Source organism: Janthinobacterium agaricidamnosum (assembly GCF_003667705.1).
Lineage (GTDB): Bacteria > Pseudomonadota > Gammaproteobacteria > Burkholderiales > Burkholderiaceae_D > Janthinobacterium.
This window is the reverse complement of the sequence record NZ_CP033019.1, coordinates 3,335,488-3,358,942: the sequence shown is the minus strand read 5'-3', so window position 1 is coordinate 3,358,942 and position 23,455 is coordinate 3,335,488. Positions and strand designations below refer to the sequence as shown.

Annotated in this window: 17 protein-coding genes; 8 read left to right on the top strand and 9 right to left on the bottom strand. The window is 63.4% G+C overall.

The genetic code is table 11. From position 1 onward, the window contains the following. The first annotated feature begins 8 nt into the window (after positions 1–8). Both D9M09_RS15210 and D9M09_RS15205 read left to right on the top strand, forming a co-directional pair. Positions 9–659: a hypothetical protein gene (locus tag D9M09_RS15210; protein ID WP_162995705.1), complete on the top strand. Its 651-nt coding sequence runs from the start codon at positions 9–11 to the stop codon at positions 657–659. Between the two features lie 16 nt (positions 660–675). After that, entirely contained in the window at positions 676–1,410 is a 735-nt protein-coding gene (locus tag D9M09_RS15205) for an amidohydrolase family protein (RefSeq protein ID WP_240453383.1), read from the top strand. A gap of 6 nt (positions 1,411–1,416) precedes the next feature. On the opposite strand, the gene D9M09_RS15200 is transcribed toward D9M09_RS15205, so the two are convergent. The 4 genes from D9M09_RS15200 to D9M09_RS15185 all read right to left on the bottom strand — a co-directional run bounded on the left by D9M09_RS15200 (position 1,417) and on the right by D9M09_RS15185 (position 6,873). Continuing rightward, on the bottom strand, positions 1,417–2,805 hold the full coding sequence (locus D9M09_RS15200; RefSeq protein ID WP_205602258.1) for a sigma-54-dependent transcriptional regulator: 1,389 nt from the start codon (positions 2,803–2,805) through the stop codon (positions 1,417–1,419). A 297-nt stretch (positions 2,806–3,102) separates the two neighbouring features. Then, positions 3,103–5,355, bottom strand: a complete 2,253-nt coding sequence (locus D9M09_RS15195; RefSeq protein WP_121669779.1) for an arginine/lysine/ornithine decarboxylase — start codon at positions 5,353–5,355, stop codon at positions 3,103–3,105. A gap of 238 nt (positions 5,356–5,593) precedes the next feature. Continuing rightward, positions 5,594–6,079 carry a dihydrofolate reductase gene (locus D9M09_RS15190; RefSeq protein WP_121669778.1) on the bottom strand — a complete coding sequence of 162 codons (486 nt, stop codon included), beginning with the start codon at positions 6,077–6,079 and terminating at the stop codon, positions 5,594–5,596. An 8-nt stretch (positions 6,080–6,087) separates the two neighbouring features. Further along, the gene (locus D9M09_RS15185) at positions 6,088–6,873 is read right to left on the bottom strand and encodes an alpha/beta fold hydrolase (protein ID WP_121669777.1); all 786 of its coding nucleotides are present in this window, start codon (positions 6,871–6,873) and stop codon (positions 6,088–6,090) included. 204 nt (positions 6,874–7,077) lie between these two features. On the opposite strand from D9M09_RS15185, the gene D9M09_RS15180 reads away from it, so the two are divergent. The 4 genes from D9M09_RS15180 (at position 7,078) to D9M09_RS15165 (ending at position 12,964) form a co-directional block, all read left to right on the top strand. Further along, entirely contained in the window at positions 7,078–7,653 is a 576-nt protein-coding gene (locus D9M09_RS15180) for a TerD family protein (protein ID WP_070291613.1), read from the top strand. A gap of 245 nt (positions 7,654–7,898) precedes the next feature. Next, entirely contained in the window at positions 7,899–9,152 is a 1,254-nt protein-coding gene (locus tag D9M09_RS15175; protein WP_121669776.1) for a TerD family protein, read from the top strand. A 9-nt stretch (positions 9,153–9,161) separates the two neighbouring features. Further along, complete coding sequence (locus D9M09_RS15170) at positions 9,162–10,505, top strand: VWA domain-containing protein (protein WP_070313239.1); 1,344 nt, start codon at positions 9,162–9,164, stop codon at positions 10,503–10,505. Between the two features lie 197 nt (positions 10,506–10,702). Continuing rightward, entirely contained in the window at positions 10,703–12,964 is a 2,262-nt protein-coding gene (locus D9M09_RS15165; RefSeq protein ID WP_121669775.1) for an outer membrane beta-barrel family protein, read from the top strand. Here D9M09_RS15165 and D9M09_RS15160 read toward each other — a convergent pair. Both D9M09_RS15160 and D9M09_RS15155 read right to left on the bottom strand, forming a co-directional pair. Continuing rightward, the gene (locus D9M09_RS15160) at positions 12,961–14,001 is read right to left on the bottom strand and encodes an SMI1/KNR4 family protein (protein WP_121669774.1); all 1,041 of its coding nucleotides are present in this window, start codon (positions 13,999–14,001) and stop codon (positions 12,961–12,963) included. The two genes, D9M09_RS15165 and D9M09_RS15160, sit on opposite strands and share 4 nt — an antisense overlap. Next, positions 14,001–14,975, bottom strand: a complete 975-nt coding sequence (locus D9M09_RS15155; RefSeq protein ID WP_070224444.1) for a thymidylate synthase — start codon at positions 14,973–14,975, stop codon at positions 14,001–14,003. The genes D9M09_RS15160 and D9M09_RS15155 overlap by 1 nt, the downstream gene beginning before the upstream one ends. A gap of 205 nt (positions 14,976–15,180) precedes the next feature. On the opposite strand from D9M09_RS15155, the gene D9M09_RS15150 reads away from it, so the two are divergent. Together D9M09_RS15150 and D9M09_RS15145 are read left to right on the top strand one after the other, a co-directional pair. Beyond that, complete coding sequence (locus tag D9M09_RS15150) at positions 15,181–17,889, top strand: bifunctional diguanylate cyclase/phosphodiesterase (protein ID WP_070224482.1); 2,709 nt, start codon at positions 15,181–15,183, stop codon at positions 17,887–17,889. A 198-nt stretch (positions 17,890–18,087) separates the two neighbouring features. Continuing rightward, on the top strand, positions 18,088–19,530 hold the full coding sequence (locus D9M09_RS15145) for an OmpP1/FadL family transporter (protein WP_070224443.1): 1,443 nt from the start codon (positions 18,088–18,090) through the stop codon (positions 19,528–19,530). 221 nt (positions 19,531–19,751) lie between these two features. Here the strand turns inward: D9M09_RS15145 and D9M09_RS15140 are convergent, their stop codons facing one another. The 3 genes from D9M09_RS15140 to D9M09_RS15130 are packed head-to-tail and all read right to left on the bottom strand — an operon-like array spanning position 19,752 to position 23,420. Continuing rightward, a complete protein-coding gene (locus D9M09_RS15140; protein WP_121669773.1) occupies positions 19,752–20,861 on the bottom strand; it encodes a threonine aldolase family protein in 1,110 nt (369 codons plus the stop codon). A 10-nt stretch (positions 20,862–20,871) separates the two neighbouring features. Beyond that, a complete protein-coding gene (gene leuE / locus D9M09_RS15135) occupies positions 20,872–21,546 on the bottom strand; it encodes a leucine efflux protein LeuE (RefSeq protein ID WP_121669772.1) in 675 nt (224 codons plus the stop codon). Between the two features lie 2 nt (positions 21,547–21,548). Then, positions 21,549–23,420, bottom strand: coding sequence for an ABC transporter transmembrane domain-containing protein (locus D9M09_RS15130; RefSeq protein WP_121669771.1), 1,872 nt, complete (start codon positions 23,418–23,420; stop codon positions 21,549–21,551). Positions 23,421–23,455: the final 35 nt, after the last annotated feature.

Genomic DNA, 23,455 nt, shown 5'->3' with positions numbered 1-23,455 from the left:
AGAGCATCATGCACCAACTCGAATGCGCATGCGCGCAATGCCGGCAGCGGGCCGGCGCCGCGTTTGAAGTGCTGGAATTCGGCCCGGACTGGCCCGGCAAGGGGGCGGCGCCGGCCGTCTTGAGCGAAGAGGAGGAATTGCAGCTGGCCATGGAATTGCTGGAAGTGGCCAGCGAGGAGGAACTGGAGCAGTTTCTCGGCAAGGTCTTCAAGAGCGTATGGAAGGGCGTCAAGAAAGTGGGTTCCACTATCGCCAAGGTGGCCAAGCCCCTGGGCGGCGCCTTGAAGGCCGTGGCCAAGACGGCTTTGCCCTTCGTCGGCGGCGCTCTCGGTTCGATGATACCGATACCGGGCGTGGGCACGGCGCTCGGTTCCGCCCTGGGGCGCGCGGCCAGCGATGCGCTGGAGCTGGAAATGGAAGCCGAGGCGCCGGCCGAGCGCGAACTGGAGATGGCGCGCCGCTTCGTGCGCATCGCGGGGCAGGCGGCCCGTCTGGCGGCCGACGGCGATGGCAGTGCGCGCGCCATCGAGAGTGCGCTGACGCGGGCCTTGCATCAGCAATTGCCGCATTTCCGCTCGCCTGCGCCGCAGCAGGAAGAGGAAAGCGGGCGCTGGCGCCGACGCGGCAACCGCATCGTCGTCATGGGCGACTGGAACTGAGCGCAGGGAGGCGGGCATGGCGCTGGTCATCGATAGTCACTGCCATGCGGGGCCAGGCGACGGCTTGAGCGGGCCGTGGGACAGCGATGCGCCGCTGCACGCCTACCTGCGCCGGGCCCAGGCGGCCGGCATCGCCCGCAGCGTGCTGTTCGCCGCCTTCCACTCCGATTATGCGATTGCCAACCACGGCGTGGCGCGCCTGGCCGCTTCCGATCCGCAGCGTTTTTATGGCTTTGCCTTCGTGCATGCGCGGCGCGACCGGGGCCGCATCATGGACCTGGTGCGCACGGCCGTCGAACGCTATGGTTTTGTCGGCATCAAGGCGCACCGCTTTGACGCGCGCATCAGCGGCGAAGTGTGCGACGCGGCCCGTTTCTTCGGTCTGCCCGTGCTGTACGACCCGGCCGGCGAGGTGGCCGTGGCCGAACTGCTGGCGCAGCAGTATCCCGACGTCAACTTCATCCTGCCCCACCTGGGCAGTTTCGGCGACGACTGGGCGGCCCAGCTGGCGCTGATCGACCATCTGGTACGCCACCGCAACATCCATACGGACAGCTCGGGCGTGCGCCGCTTTGATTTGCTGGAACAGGCCGTGCGCCGTGCCGGGCCGCACAAGGTCTTGTTCGGCTCGGATGGCCCCTGGTTGCATCCGGGGCTGGAATTGCACAAGATTCACTTGCTGGGCTTGCCGCCGCTGGATGCGGCGCTGATCACGGGGGGCAATTTTTTGCGGCTGGCGGGCCTGGCGTGAGGCAGATCACAGGGCGGCTGGCGTGGCCAGCGGTGTCGCGGCAGTAGCGGCTTGCGCCGTGCAGGCGGCCGCCTTGCGGCGTATCTGCAGGGCGCGGTCCGTCACGCCCAGGCGGGCGGCGGCGCGCTGGTTGTTGCCGTGTTCCTCGGCCAGCACCAGGCGGATGGCCACGTCGGCGGCGCAGCGTGTGATGTGCGACAGCTTGCAGCCCTGGGCCAGGGCCCGCCGCACGGCCGCCTCGAAATGCTGGTCGGGCCAGGCCGGCGCCAGCAGCCGTTCCTCGGGCGGCAAGGCACCGATGGTGATGGGGCCGGGGCCGCAATGGCGGTGCCAGATGCGCGTGACGGTCTGGCGCAGTTCGCGCACATTGCCCGGATAATCGCGCAGCAGCAGATATTCGAGCACGGCGGCGTCCAGCGGGGGCGGCTCTTGTTGCGCCAGTTCGGCGAGGAAATGCCGGGCCAGCGGCAGGATGTCGTCCTGGCGCTCGCGCAGGGGCGGCGTCTGGCAACGCCAGCCGGCGATGCGGTAATACAGGTCGGCGCGAAAGGCGCCGCGCGCCACTTCGTCTTCCAGCTCGCGGTTGGTGGCGCAGACGAGGCGAAACTGGGTTGGTTGCCAGGTATTGCCGCCCACGCGCTTGTATTTGCGCTCCTGGATGGCGCGCAGCAGCTGCGCCTGCAGCGGCAGCGGCAATTCACCCACTTCATCGAGGAAGAGCACGCCGCCGTCCGCCAGGGCAAAAGCGCCGTCGCGCGCGGCCGCCGCGCCCGTAAAGGCGCCCCGTTCATGGCCGAACAGTTCGCTGCCCGCCAGTTCCGGCGACAGGGTGGTGCAGTCGAGGACGATGAAGCCGCCGCTGCAGTTGCCGAGGCGGTGGACCAGTTGCGCCAGTAAATCCTTGCCCGTGCCCGTTTCACCCGTGATCAGCATCGACGCCTGGCTGAAGGCGGCCATTTCCACCACCTGGTGCAGCAGGGCGCTCCAGGCGGCGCTGTCGCCCACCAGCTGCCGGCGCACGGCGCTGGACGTCAGCAGCTGCGCCACGGCTTGCCAGCGCTGCAGGCGCGCCAGCACCGGGCCCGCATCGACGCTGCCCGCCGGCCACAGCAGCACGTCGAGCACGCCTGCCGCCATCAGTGCGCGCTGTTGCGCGCAGCTGGGGGACTGGCCGCAGGCGGCAATGGCCAGCACGCGGGCATGGCAGCACAGCGCCGGCAGTGCTCGCAGCAGCGCGGCATCGGCCTCGGCAAACAACACGATGCCCGCTGCATCTTCCTCACCTTCGTGCCGCCGGGCTATAGTTACCTGAGCCTGCTTCAAGGCCGACATCAGCAAGGCGCCACTGCCAGCCGCCGCCTGCTGCACGATTTCCAGCCACACCTTGAGCATCATATGCCAGCCATCACAGGGCACGAGTCGCCCATCTTAGAAGCCCGATACCCCAGCCGTTTGATCTGGCACAAGCGTGCGCGGGAGGCACACAATGAAAAACGCCGCCTGACTCACATCAGGCGGCGCTATTGAATGACGTACAACAAACGTCAGAATTAACCGTTTTTAACGAACGTCACGACGGTTCATCCAATCGTAGCGAGCGGAAGCGAATTGTGGCCGAGAAGCGCAACCGTACTGAAGTACGGTGAGCATCGCAGGCCGCAAGTCGCGACGCGCAGCAGATTGGATGAATCGTTACTGACGGACGCAGTCGACGAAGTAACCACGCTTGCCATCGACTTCGCGTTTCACCAGACCATGCACATCCGTCTCGAAGCCCGGGAAGCGCTCGTTGAAGTCGCGCGCGAAGCGCAGGTAGTCGACGATGGTCTTGTTGAAGCGCTCGCCCGGGATCAAGAGCGGGATGCCTGGTGGATACGGCGTCAGCAGGATGGACGTGATGCGGCCTTCCAGTTCGTCGATGGCCACGCGCTCGATTTCGCGGTGCGCCATCTTGGCGAACGCGTCCGAGGGCTTCATGGCGGGGATCATGTCCGACAGATACATTTCCGTCGTCAAGCGCGCCACGTCGTACGCCTTGTAGAAATCGTGGATTTGCTGGCACAGGTCGCGCAAGCCCATTTTTTCATAGCGCGGGTTGGCCGCCGCGAATTCCGGCAGGATGCGCCACATCGGCTGGTTCTTGTCGTAGTCGTCCTTGAATTGCTGCAAGGCCGTCAGCAGGGTATTCCAGCGGCCCTTGGTGATGCCGATGGTAAACATGATGAAGAACGAGTACAGGCCGCATTTTTCAATGATGACGCCGTGCTCGGCCAGGTACTTGGTGACGATGGACGCGGGAATGCCCGTGTCGCCGAACTGGCCGTCCAGCGACAGGCCCGGGTTGACGATGGTCGCCTTGATCGGGTCGAGCATGTTGAAGCCGGGAGCGAGGTCGCCGAAGCCGTGCCAGTCGTCCTCGGCGCGTATCATCCAGTCTTCCTGCTGGCCCATGCCTTCGTCGTTAAAGGTGGACGGACCCCACACCTGGAACCACCAGTTCTGGCCCCATTCCTGGTCGATCTTCTTCATGGCGCGGCGGAAATCGAGCGCTTCCATGATCGATTCTTCCACCAGGGCCGTACCGCCCGGCGCTTCCATCATGGCCGCTGCCACGTCGCACGAGGCGATGATGGAATACTGCGGCGAGGTGGAGGTGTGCATCAGGTAAGCCTCATTGAAGGCATCCTGGTCCAGCTTGACCGTGTCCGATTCGCGCACGAGGATTTGCGAGGCCTGCGACAGGCCGGCCAGCAATTTGTGCGTGGACTGGGTCGAGAAGATCATCGATTCCTTGGCGCGCGGACGGTCCTTGCCGATGGCGTGCATATTCTTGTAGAAATCGTGGAAGGTGGCGTGCGGCAGCCATGCTTCATCGAAGTGCAGGGTGTCGATCTTGCCGTCCAGCATTTCGCGCAGGGTTTCCACATTGTAGATCACGCCATCGTAGGTCGATTGCGTGATAGTGAGAATGCGCGGCTTCTTGTTCTTCGCTTCGCGCGCGAACGGGTTCGCCTCGATCTTGCGGGCAATGCTTTCCGGCGTGAATTCATGCAGCGGGATAGGGCCGATGATGCCCAGATGATTGCGCGTCGGCATCAGGAACACGGGAATGGCGCCGCACATGATGATCGAATGCAAGATCGACTTGTGGCAATTGCGGTCAACGACGACGATGTCGCCCGGCGCCACGGTCGAGTGCCACACCATCTTGTTCGAGGTCGAGGTACCGTTGGTGACGAAATAGCAATGATCGGCATTGAAGATGCGCGCCGCATTGCGCTCGGACGCGGCGACCGGGCCCGTATGGTCGAGCAGTTGGCCCAGTTCCTCGACGGCGTTGCAGACGTCGGCGCGCAGCATGTTTTCACCGAAGAACTGGTGGAACATCTGGCCGATCGGCGACTTCAGGAAGGCTACGCCGCCCGAGTGGCCGGGGCAGTGCCACGAGTAGGAGCCGTCGTTGGCGTAGTGCACCAGCGCGCGGAAGAACGGCGGCGACAGGCCGTCCAGGTAGGATTTCGCTTCGCGGATGATGTGGCGCGCGACGAATTCCGGCGTATCTTCGAACATGTGGATGAAACCATGCAGTTCGCGCAGGATATCGTTGGGGATGTGGCGCGAAGTGCGCGTCTCGCCGTACAGATAGATCGGGATGTCGGCGTTCTTGTAGCGGATTTCCTCGACGAAGGCGCGCAGGGACTTGAGCGCGTGGTCCGTTTCCTCGATGGAACCGCCGCCGAATTCTTCATCGTCGATCGACAGCACGAAGGCTGACGCGCGCGATTGTTGCTGGGCAAATTGCGACAAATCGCCGTAGCTGGTCACGCCCAGCACTTCCATGCCTTCTTTTTCCATTGCGGCGGCAAGGGCGCGAATACCCAGGCCGGACGTATTTTCAGAACGGAAATCCTCGTCAATGATGACGATGGGGAAACGAAATTTCATGCATGTCTCCAAAAAAGCAAGCCGCCCCTGACAGATGTGAAGGGGCGGACTAGGGCGCGACGGTCAGGCGGTCGTACAACCCGGCAGCCGCAGAAAAAAAATAAGAACGGGATTCTCGCAGAAATGCGGCGTCTGCGGGAAAAAAATATCGCATCAAAGCGTCACAAGCGTACGCTAGCGTGACGCATGGGTGTGACAGGGGTATTACAGCAACATGCTGGCGATCGACATCACCTTATCAGGCTTTGCGTTCCAGCGTGACAAAGGCGTAAGGCAGGCCGGATTTCTCCGAAACATGGGCCTCGCGCGCGGTTTCTTGCCACACGGCATGGTCAACGGCAGGGAAAAACGCGTCGCAATCAAAGGTCTGGCCGATTTCCGTGATGATCAAGCGCTGGGCCAGGGCCAGCGACTGCCGGTAAATCTCGGCGCCGCCGATGACGTAGCCTTCGGCGCCATCGAGCAGGGCGATGGCCGCTTCCACCGACGGCACCGCTTCCACGCCCTCATGGCGCCAGTCGGCATTGCGCGTGATGACGATGTTGCGGCGGTTCGGCAGCGGCCGGCCGATGGAATCGAAGGTCTTGCGGCCCATGAGGATGGGGTGGCCCGTCGTCAGGCGCTTGAAATGCGCCAGGTCTTCCGGCAGTTTCCACGGCAAGGTGTTGTTGATGCCGATGCCGCCTTGCTGGTCGGTGGCGACGATGATGGTCAAATGGCTCATTGCTTCTGTCAAAGTGGTGGGGGCATGGCCCGATGCCCGTCATTATCGTTGAAATTGCCGGCAGCCTCCAGATGCGCACGCATGGCTTGCGCCAGCTCGCTTGGTGCTTCCAGCGGAATCATGTGGCCGGTGTTGTCTTTTAGTAAGTGCAAGGTGGCATGCGGCAGGCGGGCCGCCATGGCGCGCAAATCGTCGGGATGGACGAGCTTGTCGTCTTCGGCGCCCACGATCAGCACGGGAAAATCGAGTTCCGGCAGGCGTGCCATCAGGTCGGGGCGGTCTATCGTGGTGATGAATTGCGCCAGCAGCACGTCCTTGCCCAGGTCCAGGCCCATTTGCCGGATCAGGCCCGTGATGGCGGCATCGTCCAGGTGCGACGGGTGCAGCAGTTCACGCAGGCGCTGGCGCGTGATGCCCGCATAGGCATTGCGCTCGAGCATGGCGACGATGCGCTGGCGCGCTTCGATTTCCGCCGGCAGCAAACCTTTGGCGGAATTGGCGATCAAAGTCAAGGATTGCACGCGTTGCGGGTGCGTCAGCGCGTGTTCGAGCGCCAGGTAGGCGCCCAGCGAAAAGCCCACCAGGTGGGCCCGTGGCGCGCTATGGTTGGCAATCAGTGTCTGCATCTCCGGGCGCGTGCGCGCCTGGTGCAGCGGCACATGCCGTAGATCAAAGGCGCCGCCCAGGGCAGGGGCCAGGCGCGACCACAGGCGCTCGTCGCACAGGGTGCCGGGGATGCAGTCGAGCCGTATCTTGGTATTGTTCAAGGACAAACCCGGGTTCAAGTCGCTCATGAGGGTGAAAATTTTTGTCGAGCGGCATTATCCGTCATTTTGCGTATTAGGACAGCCGTACGGCATTTTCCGCATGGCATTATTTTCAATAGTGCGCCGCTGACAAGCAGGAACTTTATGGTAGGCTCATGGCTCATCAAGCCGGGGTACCGGCGACGTGACCTGAAACACCGAATGCAACCCACACATTAAAGAGGAAACACCATGGCGATCAGTTTGCAAAAAGGCGGCAATGTCAACTTGAGCAAGGAAGCTCCTGGCTTGAAGAAAATCGTGATTGGCCTGGGCTGGGACCCGCGCGCCACCGATGGCGCCGCTTTCGACCTGGACGGCAGCGCCTTCCTGCTGAAAACGGATGGCAAGGCCCGTTCCGACGCTGATTTCATTTTTTATAACAATCTGAAGTCGGCTGACGGCTCCATCGTCCACGCGGGCGACAACACCACGGGCGGCGGTGACGGCGACGACGAGAAAATCGCCGTCGACCTGGCCAACGTGCCGGCCGACATCGACAAGATCGCCGTGGCCGTCACCATCCACGATGCGGAAAACCGCAAGCAGAACTTCGGCATGGTCGGCAAGGCTTACATCCGTTGCCTGAACGGCGACAACGGCACGGAAATCGCCCGCTACGACCTGTCGGAAGACGGCTCGACGGAAGCGGCCATGATCTTCGGCGAAATCTACCGCGCCGGCAGCGAATGGAAATTCAAGGCCATCGGCCAGGGTTTCAAAGGCGGCCTGGGCCCCTTGGCACGTTCTTTCGGCATCAACGCCTAATAACACCTGTCAAAACCTACTGCGCGTCGCGATTTGCGGCCTCCGATGCTCACTGTGCTAAAGCACAGCTCCGCGTCTCGGCCACAACTCGTTGCCGCTCGCTACGGTTTTGTCAGGCGTTGCAATGTAAAAAAGCGGCCCATGGCGGCGTTGCGCCGCCTCGCCGTACTATTCGTACTGTCTTCGGACGACGCGCCTTGCCCTGGGCCGTTGTCCGAAACTCCCACACCTGAATACATAATCCCATGGAAAACCTGATCAAGGGGCAGCGCCTGGCGCTGTCCGGCCTCGTCACGGGCAATGTCGTGGAACTGGGGCTCGCCAGTGCCGGCGTGCCGCTGGATTTTGCCTGTTTCGGCCTCGATGCCGCCGGTAAACTGTCCGACGACCGCTACATGACTTTCTTTAACCAGCCGCGCACGCCGTGCGGCGGCGTGGAAACATCGGCGCCGTCCGGCGATGCGGCAGGCTTCAGCTATCAGCTGGACCGTTTGCCTGCTTCCATCGAGCGCCTCGTCGTCACGGCCGCCATCGATGGGGCGGCCACCATGGCGCAGCTCGGCAGCGGCTACCTGCGCCTGCTCGACGGCGGGCGCGAACTGGCCCGCTTCGCCTTTGCCGGGTCTGATTTTTCGCAAGAAAAAGCCGTCATGCTGGGCGAGTTCTACCGCAAGGACGGGGGCTGGCGCTTCATGGCCGTGGGCCAGGGTTTCAATGGCGGCCTGGACGCACTGGTCGCGCATTTCGGCGGCGAAGTGGCCCAGGCGGCGGCGGAACCGGCGCCGGCACCCAAGATTTCCTTGTCGAAAATTTCGCTGACCAAGGCGGGGCAGACGCACAAGGTATCGCTGGAAAAGGGCGCGGGCGCGCCGAACAAACTGACCGTCAAGGCCACCTGGGTCGACAACGGCGATGGCGACGACGATAACGACGACCTCGATTTGCGGGTCGGCATCCTCTTGCCGAACGGCCAGATGCGCTTCATCCAGGCGCCGGACACGGCCGGGAACTTCGACCGCATGCCTTTCGTGCGCCACCTGGGCGACGTGGCCGGTGCGGCGGGCAAGGAACCGGCCACGGAAACGGTGGAAGTCAATCCTGCGCTGGCGCAGCATTACGGCGGCACGGTGGGCCTCGTCTTCAGCGTGTACTCGGCGGTGGCCAACGGCGCCGTGTCGGTCGCCTCCATGCGGCCGAAGATGGTCATGCAGTATGGCCAGCAGATCGTCGAGTGCGACTTTGATTTCCGCCTGTCCAAGGCGGCCGACGACGATTCCGTCTACACCTATGTGATCGGCATGGCGCGCGTCACGCCCGACAGCATCATCCTCGAGCCGTCCGGCAAGACGTCGGAGCCCGGCAGCGAAGCGACGCCGTGGCTGAGCTGGCAGGGCGAGAACCTGCAACTGGCCTTCAACGGTCCCGTCGTCTTCAAGGGCGAGGACAAGGAAGATGAAGATGATTGCAATGCGGACAATCCACGCCGCTACATTGCCTAGGAGACACTGATGGAAACCTTGTCCAAGGGTCAGCGCTTGCCGCTGGCCAATCTCGTTCCCGATGGCGTCTTGCAGGTCGGCGTTGCCGCCCAGGGCCTGGCGCTGGACGTGGCCTGTTTCGGCCTCGATGCGGCCGGCAAGCTGTCCGACGAGCGCTACATGACTTTTTTCAACCAGCCGCGCACGCCGTGCGGCGGCGTGGAAGCGCGCGCCGGCAGCGGCGGCGACATGGCCGAGTTTGCCTTGCAGCTGGCGCGCTTGCCGGCCGGAATCAACCGCCTCGTCGTGACGGCTTCCATTGATGGCGGCGGCGTGATGTCGCAACTGCAATCGGGCCACGTGCGTTTGCAGGCGGGCGGGCGCGAGCTGGCCCGCTTCGCGTTCGCGGGCAGTGATTTTGCGCAAGAAAAAGCCGTCATGCTGGCAGAAATTTACCGCAAGGATGGCGGCTGGCGCTGCATGGCCGTGGGCCAGGGCTTCAATGGGGGCCTCGATGCGCTGGTGCGCCACTTCGGCGGCGAAGTCGACCAGGCCACTCCTGCCACCCCTGCCGCGCCTGCGCAGGCTTCGGCCGTCATGCAGGCAAAGATCAATCTGGAAAAGCGCGTCGAACGCGAGGCACCGCAACTGGTGAGCCTGGTCAAGCAGGCGGGCGTGTCCCTGCAAAAAGTGGGCCTGTCGGAGCACCGGGCCAAGGTGTGTCTGTGCCTCGATATTTCCGGCTCCATGGGACGGCTGTACAAAGAGGGGCTGGTGCAGCGCTTTGCCGAGCGCATCCTGGCGCTGGGCTGCAAGTTCGACGACGATGGCGAGATCGACGTTTTCCTGTTCGGCAAGAACGTCCACCATCCGGCACCGATGGCCTTGAGCAACTGCAATACCTATGTGGGCCAGGCCATACAGCGCCATCCGCTCGAGGGCGACACGCGCTACGGCGCCGCCATGCAGGCGATCCGCGCGTTTTATTTTCCTGATGCCCGTGGCGGCGAGCGCACGCGGCCCGTCGCGGCCGAGCTGCCCGTGTACGTCATGTTCGTGACCGATGGCGGCACCAGCGACCAGGCGACGACGGAAAAGCAATTGCGCTGGGCCAGTAACGAGCCCATCTTCTGGCAATTCATGGGCATCGGCAAGGGGCGCAAGTCGAAAAGCAAGTTTCTCGCCGCCTTTGCCGATTCCGACTTCCCGTTTCTGGAAAAGCTCGACGAACTGCAGGGCCGCCTGGTCGACAACGCCAATTACTTTTCCGTCAGCTCGCCCGACGAGCACAGCGACGCAGAACTGTATGATTTATTGATGACGGAATATCCGGGCTGGCTGAAACTGGCGCGCGGCAATGGCTTGCTGAGGTAACGTAAAGATAGCGCAAAGGTCATCGGATGAGGCTGTACAGCCACAAGTGCAAGAGATTTGTAAATTGAAGTAAATAACAATGGTTCGCATTTGCTTTGCTCCTTGTAATCGTGGCATGCTTGAACTGTGCCCACACATGTGCTCTCACGCTGCGGCGTAGTGCCTCATCCGTAGCGTCTCGATTATCTTTTAGCCAAATGCATAAACTTCTTTTCCATTGCCTGGCGGGCGGCAGCCTGCTCGTCTCCGGCGCCGCTGTTCAGGCGCAAACCGTCACCGGCGACAATGCCGTCAAGCCGGCGCCGGCCGCCGGGTCTCCGCCTTCCGTCAGCGTGACGGCCGAACGTCCCACGGGCCGCATCGACCGGCAAGTCTACGACGTCAAGTCCGACGTCGGCAGCACCAATGGCACGGCGGCCGATGCCTTGAACAATGTGCCGTCGGTGGCCGTCGATCCCGATGGGTCCGTCTCCCTGCGCGGCAGCAGCAATGTGCAGATATTGATTGATGGCAAGCCGTCGGCCATGCTGCAGGGCGATTCGCGCGGCGCCACCCTGAACGCCATGGCCGCCGACGATATCGAATCGGTGGAAGTGATCAACAATCCCGGCGCCCAGTTCGGCAATGAGGCCGGTGGCGGCCCGATCCTGAACCTGGTGATGCGGCGCAACCGCAAGCCGGGCGGCTTTGCCACCGTGAACGCGAATGCCGGCATCGCCGGGCGCTACAACAGCTCCGTCTCAGGCACCTATAACGAAGGGCCGTGGGGCTACCAGGGCGGCATCAATGTGCGCCATGACGGCCGCAATTCCGTGGCCGAGGTCAGCCGTGAGCGCCTGGAGCGTGACACGGGCGCGTTCGCCCCCAGCAGCCAGCAGTCCACCAGCAATGGCTTGAACGACTCGCTGGGCTTGCATGGCACCGTCAATTACAACCTGAACGCCAACGATACCCTGGCCGCCAGCGTGTCGTATAACGGGCGCAGCAACGACCAGCGTTCGCTCGACCGCTACCTCAATGGCGACAGCACGGGCAGCACCATCGGCGACTATGTGCGCAGCACCGTGCGCAACGGCGACAGCCGCAACTACAGCTGGGGCGCGCGCTACGACCACAAGGGCGAGTTGCCGGGCGAAACCCTCAAGATCGACCTGCGCGTGTCGTCGTCGACCAACGAGAGCGACAGCGATTACGCCAATACCTATGCGGTCGCGCCCGTCAACACCTTCGACAGCCGCGCGCGCCAGCACAGCGAGACGGGCAACCGCATCGTCGACTTCAGCGGCGACTACGAGCGTCCGCTGGCGGGCGGCACGGCCAAGCTCGGCTACAAGGTGGCCGACAACAAGAGCAGCTTCGACACCCTGTACACGGACATCCATCCGATCAGCCTGCTTGCCACCGTCAACCCCATGCGCAGCAACCGTTTCGAGCTCGACGAACGCACCATCGCGCTGTACGGTTCCTACCAGATGCGCCTGAGCGAGCGCTGGGGTGCGCTGGCCGGCTTGCGCGCCGAATACACGGACTTGAACGTGCGCCAGATCACCAGCGGCGTCGAGGCCGGCAACAATTACGTCAACTACATTCCCAGCCTGTTTGCCACGTATAAGGTCAGCGACGAGAGCAATTTGCGCTTCAGCTATGCGCACCGCCTGCGCCGCCCGAGCGCGGGCGACCTGAATCCGTACGTGATCTACCGCGACGAGTTCAATGTGTCGGCCGGCAACCCGAAGCTGAAACCCACACAGACGGATTCGTTCGAGATCGGCTATGAAACCAAATTGTTTGGTCTGGAAAGCAGCTTGCGTGCCTACCACCGGCGCGACACGGATGCCATCGTCGATTACCGCTATTTCATCAGTGACAATGTGCTGCTGACAACGCGGGAAAACGGCGAGGGCAGCCATTCGAGCGGCCTGGAGTTCAGCGTCAGCGGCAAGCTCACGCCATCGTTGACCCTGAACACGAGCGGCAACCTGGCGCGCAGCCAGCAGACGAGTTCCGACGACCTGGGCAACCGCAGCACGCGCACGGCGAATGCCCTGAGCGGCCGCGCGCGCCTCAATTACCAGATCAACCCGGCCAACCAGCTGCAGCTGGCCCTGCAAATGCAGGGCAAGATGCTGTCGGGACAGGGCTACCGCTCGCCGAACAACACCTTGAACGTGAGCTGGCGCCACACTGTGACGCCGCAATTGAGCCTGGTCATGAATGTGACCGATGTGTTCAGCAGCAACAAGATGGAAACCGTCATCAACAGCGCTTCCTTGCGCGAGACGAGCACGCGGCGCTTCGATGGACGCATGATTTACGTGGGGCTGTCGTACCGCCTGGGCGGCGCCACGTCGGCGGCGAAAGAGGGCGAACGGGAACCTCGCTTCGGTCCGCCGGGCGGACGGGGGCCGGGCGGCCCAGGCGGTCCCGGCCCGGGCGGACCGGGAGGCGAAGCAGGCTAGGCCGCCGCCGCGATCTCGTTCAGGAAGTCGATGAAACTGTCCGCATGGCGCTCGAAGCGCCATGTGCCCATGCCGTGTTCGGCTGTGTACACAGGCGCATCGCCGCCGGCAATGGCGCCCAGGTCCAGGCAATACGGATCGGCGCCCGCGTCGGCGATCACCAGGTACTGTTCCGGCCAGCCGGCGATGGCGGCGCCGCTGACGGCATCCCAGGCGTAACCGGACTGGGCCTTGACCAGCCCGGCCGCGCCGTACAGGCTCAAGCCCTGGAAATACTGTGGGCTGTCGATCAACACCCGCAGCGGCGAATGGCAAGCCAGGAAGCGCCGGTACTGCTCCGGCAAGGCCCAGCGCTGCGCGATGCCGGCCATGTCGGCGGCGCTGGCGATGGTCAGCCAGTTCGATGGCTGCGCAAGGTCCTGCTCCTTTTTGCGCCGGGCCGCCAGTTTTTTCTCCAGCCTGGCGGCAGCCTTTTCCAGCGGCGTGCGCGGATCCTCGAGCGCCGCGTGAGTGGCGGGCGCCGCATGGCCTGCGCCATCCGGGTAGCCATCGCGCTGCCAGGCCTGTACAGCCTCCAGTCGCAGCTGCTCTTCCTTCCAATGGCCGGGATCGTACGGCAAACCGGCATCGAAAGGCTGGCGGCTGAAGACGGCCAAGCTTTTCACGGCCTTGGCGCGCACGCTCAGCTTGGCATTTTCCGCAGTGGCCAAGGCCACGAGCGGAGCATACGCCTCCTTGCCCATGCTTTTGAGCATGCCATCCACGCCCCAGTAGGCGAGGCCGTCCATATCAAGGCTCCAGCTGAAAAAATCGCCGTATTCTCCCGGTTCGGCCAGGGCGACGATATCCGTCATCAGGAAGGCGCGCCAGTGCAGCAACTGGCCTTCCCTGGCGTAGGCGGTCAGGATAGCGAGCACGGCTTGCCGCTCGTCGGCCGCATGCTTTTTCAGCAACCGGTCTTTCAGCTTGGAAAACTTAACGCCGTCCGTTTCGTCAAACAGCTTGCGGTGCAGGGCTGCCAGCGGTGCGACCGCCATCAGACGGCCATCGCCGCCTTGATCGGCGCATGGTGTTCATAACCTTCCAGCGAGAAATCCGACGGTTCGATCTTTTCCAGCCATTCCGGTTCGTATTTGCCCGTCTTCGCGTAATCGGGCACGCGGTCGGAAATGACAAACTTGGGCGCCGGGAACGGCGTGCGCTTCAATTGTTCTTCCACCATGTCGAGGTGGTTTTCATAGATGTGCGCGTCGCCGATGAAGTAGGTGAACCAGCGCGGCGTGTAGCCCGTCAGGCGCGCCACCAGGTGCAGCAGGGCCGCGCCTTCGGCGATGTTGAACGGCGTGCCCAGGCCGATATCGTTGCTGCGCACATATAAACACAGCGAAATTTCGCGCGTGCTGGCGTTCGGGATGAACTGGTACAGCAAGTGGCAGGCGGGCAGGGCGACGGCATCAAGCACGGCCGGGTTCCAGCCGTGGAACAGGATGCGGCGGCTGCCGGGATTGTGCATGATGGTGTCCAGGCATTCGCGCAACTGGTCGACGGCCTTGTACAGCAGCACTTTTTGCACGCCGTCCTCGACGATGGGGGCAACCAGGGTAAAACCGTTCGCTTGCGCGTCGGCGATTTGCGCGGGCTGGTCGGCGTCGAGCAGCTTGTACGCAGGCCATTGACGCCATTGCACGCCATACACGGGACCGAGGTCATCCTCGCCTTCGCGGTAGGGGTTGGCCAGCCATTGCGCATTTTCATTGGCGTTCTGGTCCCACACCTTGCAGCCCAGCGCGCGGAACTCGGCCGCGTTGCGCGAGGCGCGCAGGAAGGCGCACAATTCGCCGATCACGGATTTGAAAGCCAGTTTCTTGGTCGTGACGGCAGGGAAGTTGCCGTTGGCCAAGTCGAAACGCATCATGGCGCCCGGCACGCTCAGGGTGCGGATGCCCGTGCGGTTGTCTTGCCAGCTGCCCGTTTCGAGCACGGTCTTGATCAAATCTTGATATTGCTGCATGTATTTCTCCAACGGTAAGGATGGTGATTGTAACGCAGGCGCGACAGGCGGTCTGCGGGCCGCATACATAATTACGCGGCCGGCTTACCTGTAAACATGACTCTGTGGTAATTTGTGTGTCCTTGAAGAAATACACAGAAACGGCAGACGCTGCACCATGTTCTTGCGACAATTTGTAAATAATAATAACGGCGCCGTAGTGGAGATGAGCAGGGCCGATTTTTTCAAGGCCAATCTGCGCCTGATCCTGGCTTGGCCCTTGCTGGGGCTGGTCCTGTGCGCGGTGCTGTGGACGGCCACCTTGCTGCAGCTGGAGGCGGAAAAAAAGGTGGCGCAGCAGCAGGCGCTCGACAGCGTTTCCTCGTTGTCGAAAGCCTACAGCCAGTATCTGCTGCGCACCCTGGAGCAGATGGACCAGCTGACCTTGCAGCTCAAGTATGAATGGGAAAATTCGCGCGGCCAGTTGCGTCTCGACCAATTGAAGACGCAGGGCATGTATGCCTTGCCGCAATTTGCCATCGTCGCCATTCTCGACCGCAAGGGTCATCCCGTGACGGCCACGGCGCCGCTGCAGCGCCTGCGCGTCAACGAGCGCAGCGATTTCCTGCTGCGCCACTGGCGCAGCAATTCCAGCGCGCTGCGCATCGCGCTGGGAAAGGCCAATGCCGCCAGCGAAGCGGCGGCACCCCCGGGCGCCGACGAAAGCCTCGTGCATTTCACGCGCCGGCTGGAAGACGTGGATGGCAATTTCGACGGCGTGCTGCTGATCTCCATCCACTCCAGCTATTTTTCCGAATTCTACAACAGTGTCAATTTCGGCAAGTTCGGTATGTCCGCCATGGTGGGGGAAGAGGGCGAGCTGTTCAGCACGCGTCTCGGTGCGCGCGTGTTGCCGGCCCAGAGCGCACAGGGTACGCCATTCCTCGACACCAGTTTCCTGGAAACGGAGAGCGGCGCCCTGCATTCGGGCGGCCGGATCGCTTTTTCCGACAAGCAAAGCCGTTATGTGGGCTGGCAGGCGTTGAAAGCCTATCCGTTTGCGGCCGTGGTCGGCCTGTCGGACGGCGAAATGCTGCACCCCTACGAGGAAACGCGCACCATCTATATCGGCATCGCGCTGGCCGTCACCGTGCTGCTGCTGGCCTTTGCCGCCGTCGCCACGGTGCTGTCGCTGCGCCTGGCGTGGCGCCACCACCAGTCCGAAGGCGTGCGCAATGCCTACCGCATGGCCACCGAAGGCACGAGCGACGGCTTTTATATCATCGCCGCCCTGCGCGGCGCCGATGGCAGCATCCTCGATTTCGAGATGGTCGACTGCAACGAGCCGGGCGCCGGCTACTTCGGCGTGCGGCGCGAACAATTGCTGGGCATGCGCCTGCAGTCGCGCGCCCATGAGCCGTATTTCCGCGACCTGATCCACAATTACCGGGCCGCCATGGAGTCCGGCTTCTCCGAGGAAGAGATCGAGCTGCCGGAAGGCAATCCCTTCAAGCTGCGCTGGATACGCCGGCGCCTGGTGCGCAGCGGCGACCGCCTGGCCGTCACTCTGCAAGACATCAGCACGGCCAAGGAGCACGAGCGCGACTTGCGCCGCCTGGCCAACGAGGACGGCTTGACGGGCTTGCCCAACCGATACTGGCTGCAGCAATTCCTGCCCGGCGCCCTGGGCCGCGCCGCCATCGCGCGGCGCATGCTGGCGCTGCTGTTCATCGACCTGGACGGCTTCAAGGATATCAACGATACGCAGGGCCACGCCGAGGGAGATAAAGTGCTGCGCGCCGCCTCCCTGCGCCTGAAGGCCGTGCTGCGGCCGGGCGACCACGTCGTGCGCCTGGGCGGCGACGAATTCGTTGTCGTGCTCGACCCCGTGGAGGACGACAGCCGCGCCGAGCAGGTGGCGCAGCGCATCGCCATCGCCTTTGACGAACCGTTTTACCTGGGCAGCGAACGCCACAAGATGGGGGCCTCGATCGGCATCAGCCTGTATCCGCGCGATGGCGCCGAGACGGAAGTGCTGCTGAAGAACGCCGACATCGCCATGTACGCCGTGAAAGTGGCGGGCAAGGGCCATCACCGCTTTTTCCAGCCGGAATTGTTCGAAACCATCCGCAGCCGCCGCGAACTGGAGCAAAGCCTGGTGGCGGCGCTGGAGCAGGACCAGTTCCTCGTCGTCTACCAGCCGCGCGTCGACGCCATGAGCGGGCAGCTGTGCAGCATGGAGGCGCTGGTGCGCTGGCACCATCCGCAGCATGGCATGGTGCCGCCGCTGGAATTCATCCCCGTGGCCGAGAGCAGCGGCCTGATTTCGCAGCTGGGCGAAGTGGTCATCGAAAAGGTGTGCCTGCAGATGGCACGCTGGCAAGCCAGCGGACTGGAACTGGTGCCCGTATCGATCAACGTGTCGGCGCGCCAGTTCGGCCGCGGCGACGTGCACCAGGTGCTGGCGTCGGCGCTGACGCGCCACCGCATCGACGCGCGCCTGATCGAGGTGGAGATCACGGAATCGGCCATGATGGATGAGCAGAACCGCGCCGTGGAGCAGCTGTCGGCCATCCGCGCGCTGGGCGTGCGCCTGCTGGTCGACGATTTCGGTACCGGCTATTCCTCGCTGTCGCAGCTGCAGAAGTTCGCCATGGATGGCTTGAAGATCGACCGCGCCTTCACCATGGAGCTGGGCCGCTCGGAGCAGGGCGAGGTCTTCGTGCGCGCCATCCTGTCGATGGCGCATGCGCTGGGCATGAGCGTGGTGGCCGAAGGCGTGGAGACGCGCGAGCAGCTCGACATCCTGCGCGCGCTGCAATGCAATGAAGTGCAGGGCTATTTCATCTCGCGTCCCGTGCCGGCCGAACAGATGCTGGCGCTGATGCATCAGCGCTTCCTGATACCGCTTCCAGCACCGGCGCCGGCGCTGTAGTGCGTCGTGATTGGCATGGAAAACAACGCTGTTTCATAAAAAGAGCGAACGTTCGCTTTTTTCTAAAAAATATTATATGCTTCGCTCATGCCGTCAGTGAATTGGAGTTCACGGCGGCAAGAACAGTGCAGGACGGGTGAGGTTGAGCTACCCGGGACAATGTGACGAAGACACTTCATATAATAAAGAGAGACTAACTTGAAACATAAATATCTGCCCCTCCTCATCGCCGTCGCATGCGCCGGCTTCGCTTCCACCGCCCAGGCATCGGGCTACCGTTTCGGCTCGCAAAGCGTTTCCGCCCAGGGCACGGCCGATGCCAGCGGCGCCGAAGCGGCCGACGCGTCGACCATTTTCTATAACCCGGCCGGCATGGCGCGCCTGGAAGGCACGCAATTCGTGGGCGGCGGCACCCTGGTGGTACCGCATTCGACCTACACGGATTCGGGCTCCAAGCCTTTCTTCCCGGGCAACCGCACGCCTTACGCGGCAACCAAGGACTATGCGCCGGATGCCGTGTTCGCGCCAGCGCTGTATGCCAGCAAGAAAATCAATGAGCAGTGGACCGTCGGCGCTGGCCTGTTCGTGCCGTATGGCGCCAAGCTTGACTACGGCAACGACTGGTATGGCCGCTACGCGATCACCAATATCAAGCTCGAAGCCATCGCCCTGAATCCTTCCGTGTCGTTCAAGCTGGACCAGCACCACTCGTTCGGTTTCGGCGTGACGGCCGAATACATGAAGGCGGAACTGGGCCAGGGCGTGGACGTGCCGGGTTCGGTTGCTTTCCTGGGCAAGTTTGCCCCTAGCGCATCGCAGGCCTTCCTGGCCAATATCGCCAAGACGCAGGGTCTGGCTGCGGCGCAAGCTGCGGGCGCCGCGCTGCAGGGCCCGATCAAGGATGGCCATGCCTCGATGGATGGCCATGACTGGGGCTTCGGCTTCAACCTGGGCTACCTGTACCAGCTGAACGAAGGCACGCGTTTCGGTATCGCCTACCGCTCGTCGATTTCGCACAAGCTCAAGGGCAGCACCATCTGGGACTTCTCGCAAGTGACGAGCAATCCGGCCGTGAACGCCTTCATCGCCAAGGCATCGAACAAGGTCAATTCGGAAGCGCTGGTGGAATTGCGCACGCCGGAAACCCTGTCGGTCAACGCCTTCCATCAGATGGATGATAAGTGGGCCTTGATGGGCGACGTCACCTGGACCCGCACTTCGCGCCTGCAGAACCTGGACATCCAGTTCCCGCCGACGGCCGAAGGCGCCGAGCGCATTCGCCAGAACTGGAAAGACACCTACCGCGTGTCGCTGGGCACCAACTACAAGTACAGCGAAAGCCTGATGCTGCGCGCCGGTATCGCCCACGACCAGGCGCCGGTCCGCAGCGCCGAATTGCGCCACCCGGCCTTGCCGGACAGCGACCGCATGCAGTATTCGATCGGCGCGAACTGGAAGCTGAACGCCAATTCCTCGATCGACCTGGCTTACAGCTATATCGACTTCAAGGATGCTGACGTCAACTACACAAACGACTGCTCGCCGGTCAAGACGGGCTGCACCGGCAACGGTGAAACCACCAAGGGCCTGTTCAAGACCCGCATGCAGTTGATCGGTCTCGCTTATAACTACAAGTTCTAAGCAGGTAGTGGCGGCCAACCCGGCCGCCATGAAAGGAAAAAAGCGCCTTCGGGCGCTTTTTTTTTTGGGCAGACCCCAGCGGTGGTGCGCTGTTGGGCGCGGTAGGGTGTAGGTCGGATTAGCGTGGCGAAGCCGCGCGTAATCCGACGGTATTGTTGGCGATGGCTGTTGCTGTGGTGTTGTCGGGTTACGCGCTATGCGCTAACCCGACCTACCCCGACCTACGCCGATGGTGCCGATGGTGCCTTGTTACGCATGGCCTGATCCAGCAGGGTCAAGGCCAGCCGTACGGTGTCGTCGGGCAGTTCCAGCAAGTTGTCGCCCACATACCACTCCACCACGCTGTGCCCGGGCAGGGCCGCGTGGCTGGCGCGGCCGAACAGCCAGATGCCGTGGTCTTCGGCCACCTGGTTGCGGATGGCGATGGCCCGCTCGCGCGACACGGGCAGGTGCAGATGCAGCATGTTCGCTTGCGGCTGGGCGGGGTTGACGGCGATCGATGGAAAATCGCGCAGCAGCGCGTACAGCCACTGCGTGCGCGCAAAATAGCGGGGCATGGCGGCGAGGCGCGCGTCGAACTGCATGGCGGCGGCCACCACGTAGGGCGTGCGGTGCACGATGTTGCCGCCCTGGCGGTGGAACCACGCGCGCGCACGCTCGACAAACGGGCGGCTGCCGGCCAGCATGGCGCCGCCGAGGCCGCCGATGCCCTTGTACAGCGACACGTAGACGGAATCAAAACCGTCGCAGATGGCGGGCAGGGACTGGCCAAAACCGGCTTGCGCTTCCCACAGGCGCGCGCCATCCATGTGCAGGTGGATATTGCGTTCGCGGCAGTGCCGCTTGATGTCTTTCAAGGCATCCCACGACGGACACTGGCCGCCGATTTCGCGCATCGGCAGTTCGACCTGCGCGGCGCCCAGCGCATCGGGCACGGCGCGCAGGTCGTCCACCGTCCACGGGCGGTGCGGGTCGCCCAGCATCAAGCCCTTGAAGTGATCGAGCAATTCATGGTTGCCCCGCTCGTGGCGCAGGATGTGCGAGGTCGGGTGCAGCGCGACGAGGCGCGAGCCCCGGTCCTGGCAGGTCAGGCGCAGGGCCGTGACTTGCGTCATGGTGCCCGTGATGCAGAACACGGCCGCCTCGAAACCGAGCAGGCCGGCGATCTTGTTCTCGAACTGTTCGATCAGCGCGCCCTCGCCATAGGTATCGTGCGCAACATCGTTGGCATCGCACCAGGCGGCCATGGCGGCGAAGGTGGCCGCTGGCGTGGGCTGGCGGTGGCCCGGCAGGATGGTGTGGCAGCGCTGGCGCAGTTCAAGCTCGTTCACGGTGTTTTCCTTACAGGGTGGCCGTGGCCAGTTTTGCGCCAAAGCCGATGAACATGGCGCCCACGCCGCCGCCCATGCCGGCCGACAGGCGGCGACGGCGGCGGAAGGTCTCGGCCAGCCGCGCGCCGACAAAGATGATGGCCGTCAGGTAGGTAAAGCTGATCACCTGGCAGATCAGGCCCAGGCCGATGAAGGACAGCACGGGCTTTGCAAAGGCCGGGTCGACGAACTGGATGAAAAACGAGATGAAGAACAAAATCGCTTTCGGGTTCATCAGGCTGATGATCAGCGCCTTGCGGAACGGGGCGCTTTCCTTGACGGGGGGCGGCACGGCTGCCGCTTCGCCTTCAGCGGGAGCGGGCGCGCGCAGCTTGCGCCAGCAGCCTATCAGCATCTGCAGGCCGATCCAGCCCAGGTAAGCCGCGCCGATGTATTTCACGACGTAGAACAGGGCCGGGCTGGCTTTCAGCAGCGAAGCGACGCCGCAGGCCGACAGCACCATCAGAATCAGGTCGCCGGCGAAGATGCCGAAGGCGCCCTGGTAGGCGGGCCGCACGCCGCGCTGGGCGGCCACGGACAGCACGTACATGGAGTTGGGACCGGGCAGGATGACGATGAAGATGGTCCCCAGTAAAAAGGTCCAGAAATCGGTGATGCCCAGGTTGGCGTGGAAAAGTGCGTTCATGATTATTCCGCTGGATTGAGCTGTACGTGATGAAATTGCAGTGCGGCAAGATTCGCGTAGATGCCGCCAAGCGCCACCAGCGACGCATGCGTGCCCGTCTCGACGATCCTGCCGTCTTCCATGACGATGATGCGGTCGGCCCGCTGCACGGTGGCCAGGCGGTGCGCGATGATGACGGTGGTGCGGCCCACCATGGCCGCTTCCAGCGCCTTTTGCACCAGGCGTTCCGATTCCGCGTCGAGCGCGCTGGTCGCTTCGTCGAGCAGCAGCAGCGGCGGGTTTTTCAGCAGGGCGCGGGCGATGGCGATGCGCTGGCGCTGGCCGCCGGACAGGCGCACGCCCCGTTCGCCGAGGAAGGATTTGTAGCCGTTCGGCAGGCGCTCGATGAATTCGTGGGCGGCCGCCATCTTCGCGGCGGCGATGACATCCTCGTCGCTGGCGCCGGCGCGGCCATAGCGGATGTTTTCCATGGCGTCGGCCGAGAAAATCACGGTATCCTGCGGCACGATGCCGATGGCGTCGCGCAGGGTGTGCAGGTCGAGCTGCTTGATGTCGACGCCATCGAGGCGGATGCTGCCGCTTTGCGGGTCATAGAAGCGCAGGAACAGCTGGAACAGCGTGGTCTTGCCGGCGCCCGACGGGCCGACGACGGCCACCGTTTCGCCGGCGCGGATGTCGAGGCTGACGTGGTCCAGCGCGTGCGTATCGGGGCGCGACGGATACGAGAACATGACGTCGTCCAGCGACAGCGAAGCGCCGTTCGCGGCGCGCGCGGGCAGCGGCAGCGGCGTGGCAGGCGATTCGATTTCCGATTTGACGGCCATCAGTTCCAGCAGGCGCTCGGTGGCGCCGGCGGCGCGCTGCGCTTCGCCCATAACTTCGGACAGGGCGCCGATGGCGCCGGCCACGATGGAAGCGTACAGGATGAACTGGCCCAGGTCGCCGCCCGTCATCGCGCCTTCCAGCACGGCGCGCGCGCCCAGCCACAGGACGAACACGATGGTGCCGAAGACCAGCAAAATCGCGATCATGGTCAAGAGGGCGCGGGCGCGGATGCGGCGCATGGCCGTCATGAAGGCGCCTTCGACGGAGTCGCCAAAGCGTTTCGATTCGATTTTCTCGTGCGTAAACGCCTGCACAGTGGGCATGGCGTTGAGGATTTCGCCGGCCATGGCCGACGCGTCGGCGATGCGGTCCTGCGAAACGCGCGACAGCTTGCGCACACGGCGGCCAAACACGATGATGGGCACGACGACCAGGATCAAGAGGCCGATGATGATGCCCGCCAGCTTGGCGCTGGTGACGAACAGCATCACCAGACCGCCCAGGAACAGCAGCACATTGCGCAGCGCCATCGAGATGCTGGTGCCGACCACGGCTTGTATCAATGTCGTGTCGGTGGTGATGCGCGACAGGACTTCGCCCGTCTGCGTCGTTTCAAAGAATTCCGGGCTTTGCGTGACGACGTGGCGGTACACGGCGCTGCGGATGTCGGCCGTGACGCGCTCGCCCAGCCACGACACCGTATAAAAGCGCGCCGCCGTGGCCAAGGCCAGGATGGACGCCACGCCGAACAGGGCGAGGAACACCAGGTCGACGTGCTGGATGCTTTTCGAGCCGGCCGCGCCGCCGAAACCGAGGTCGATCATCTGCTTGAAGGCGGCTGGAATGGCCAGGGTCGAGGCGGCGGCCACCACCAGCGCGATACCGGCCAGGAAGAACTGCTTGCGGTACGGCGTCAGGAAGGGCATCAAGCCCTTGAAGGCGGCCAGGCTGCCTTTTTTCAGTTCGCGGCTGCTGCCGGTGTCGGGAGTCGGTGCGGTACTTGCGGCGGTTGCTTTGCTGGTGCTGCCTGTTTCTGTGCTGGTTGTCATTGTTTTTCGCTTTGATTTACTTTTTTGCTTGTCCG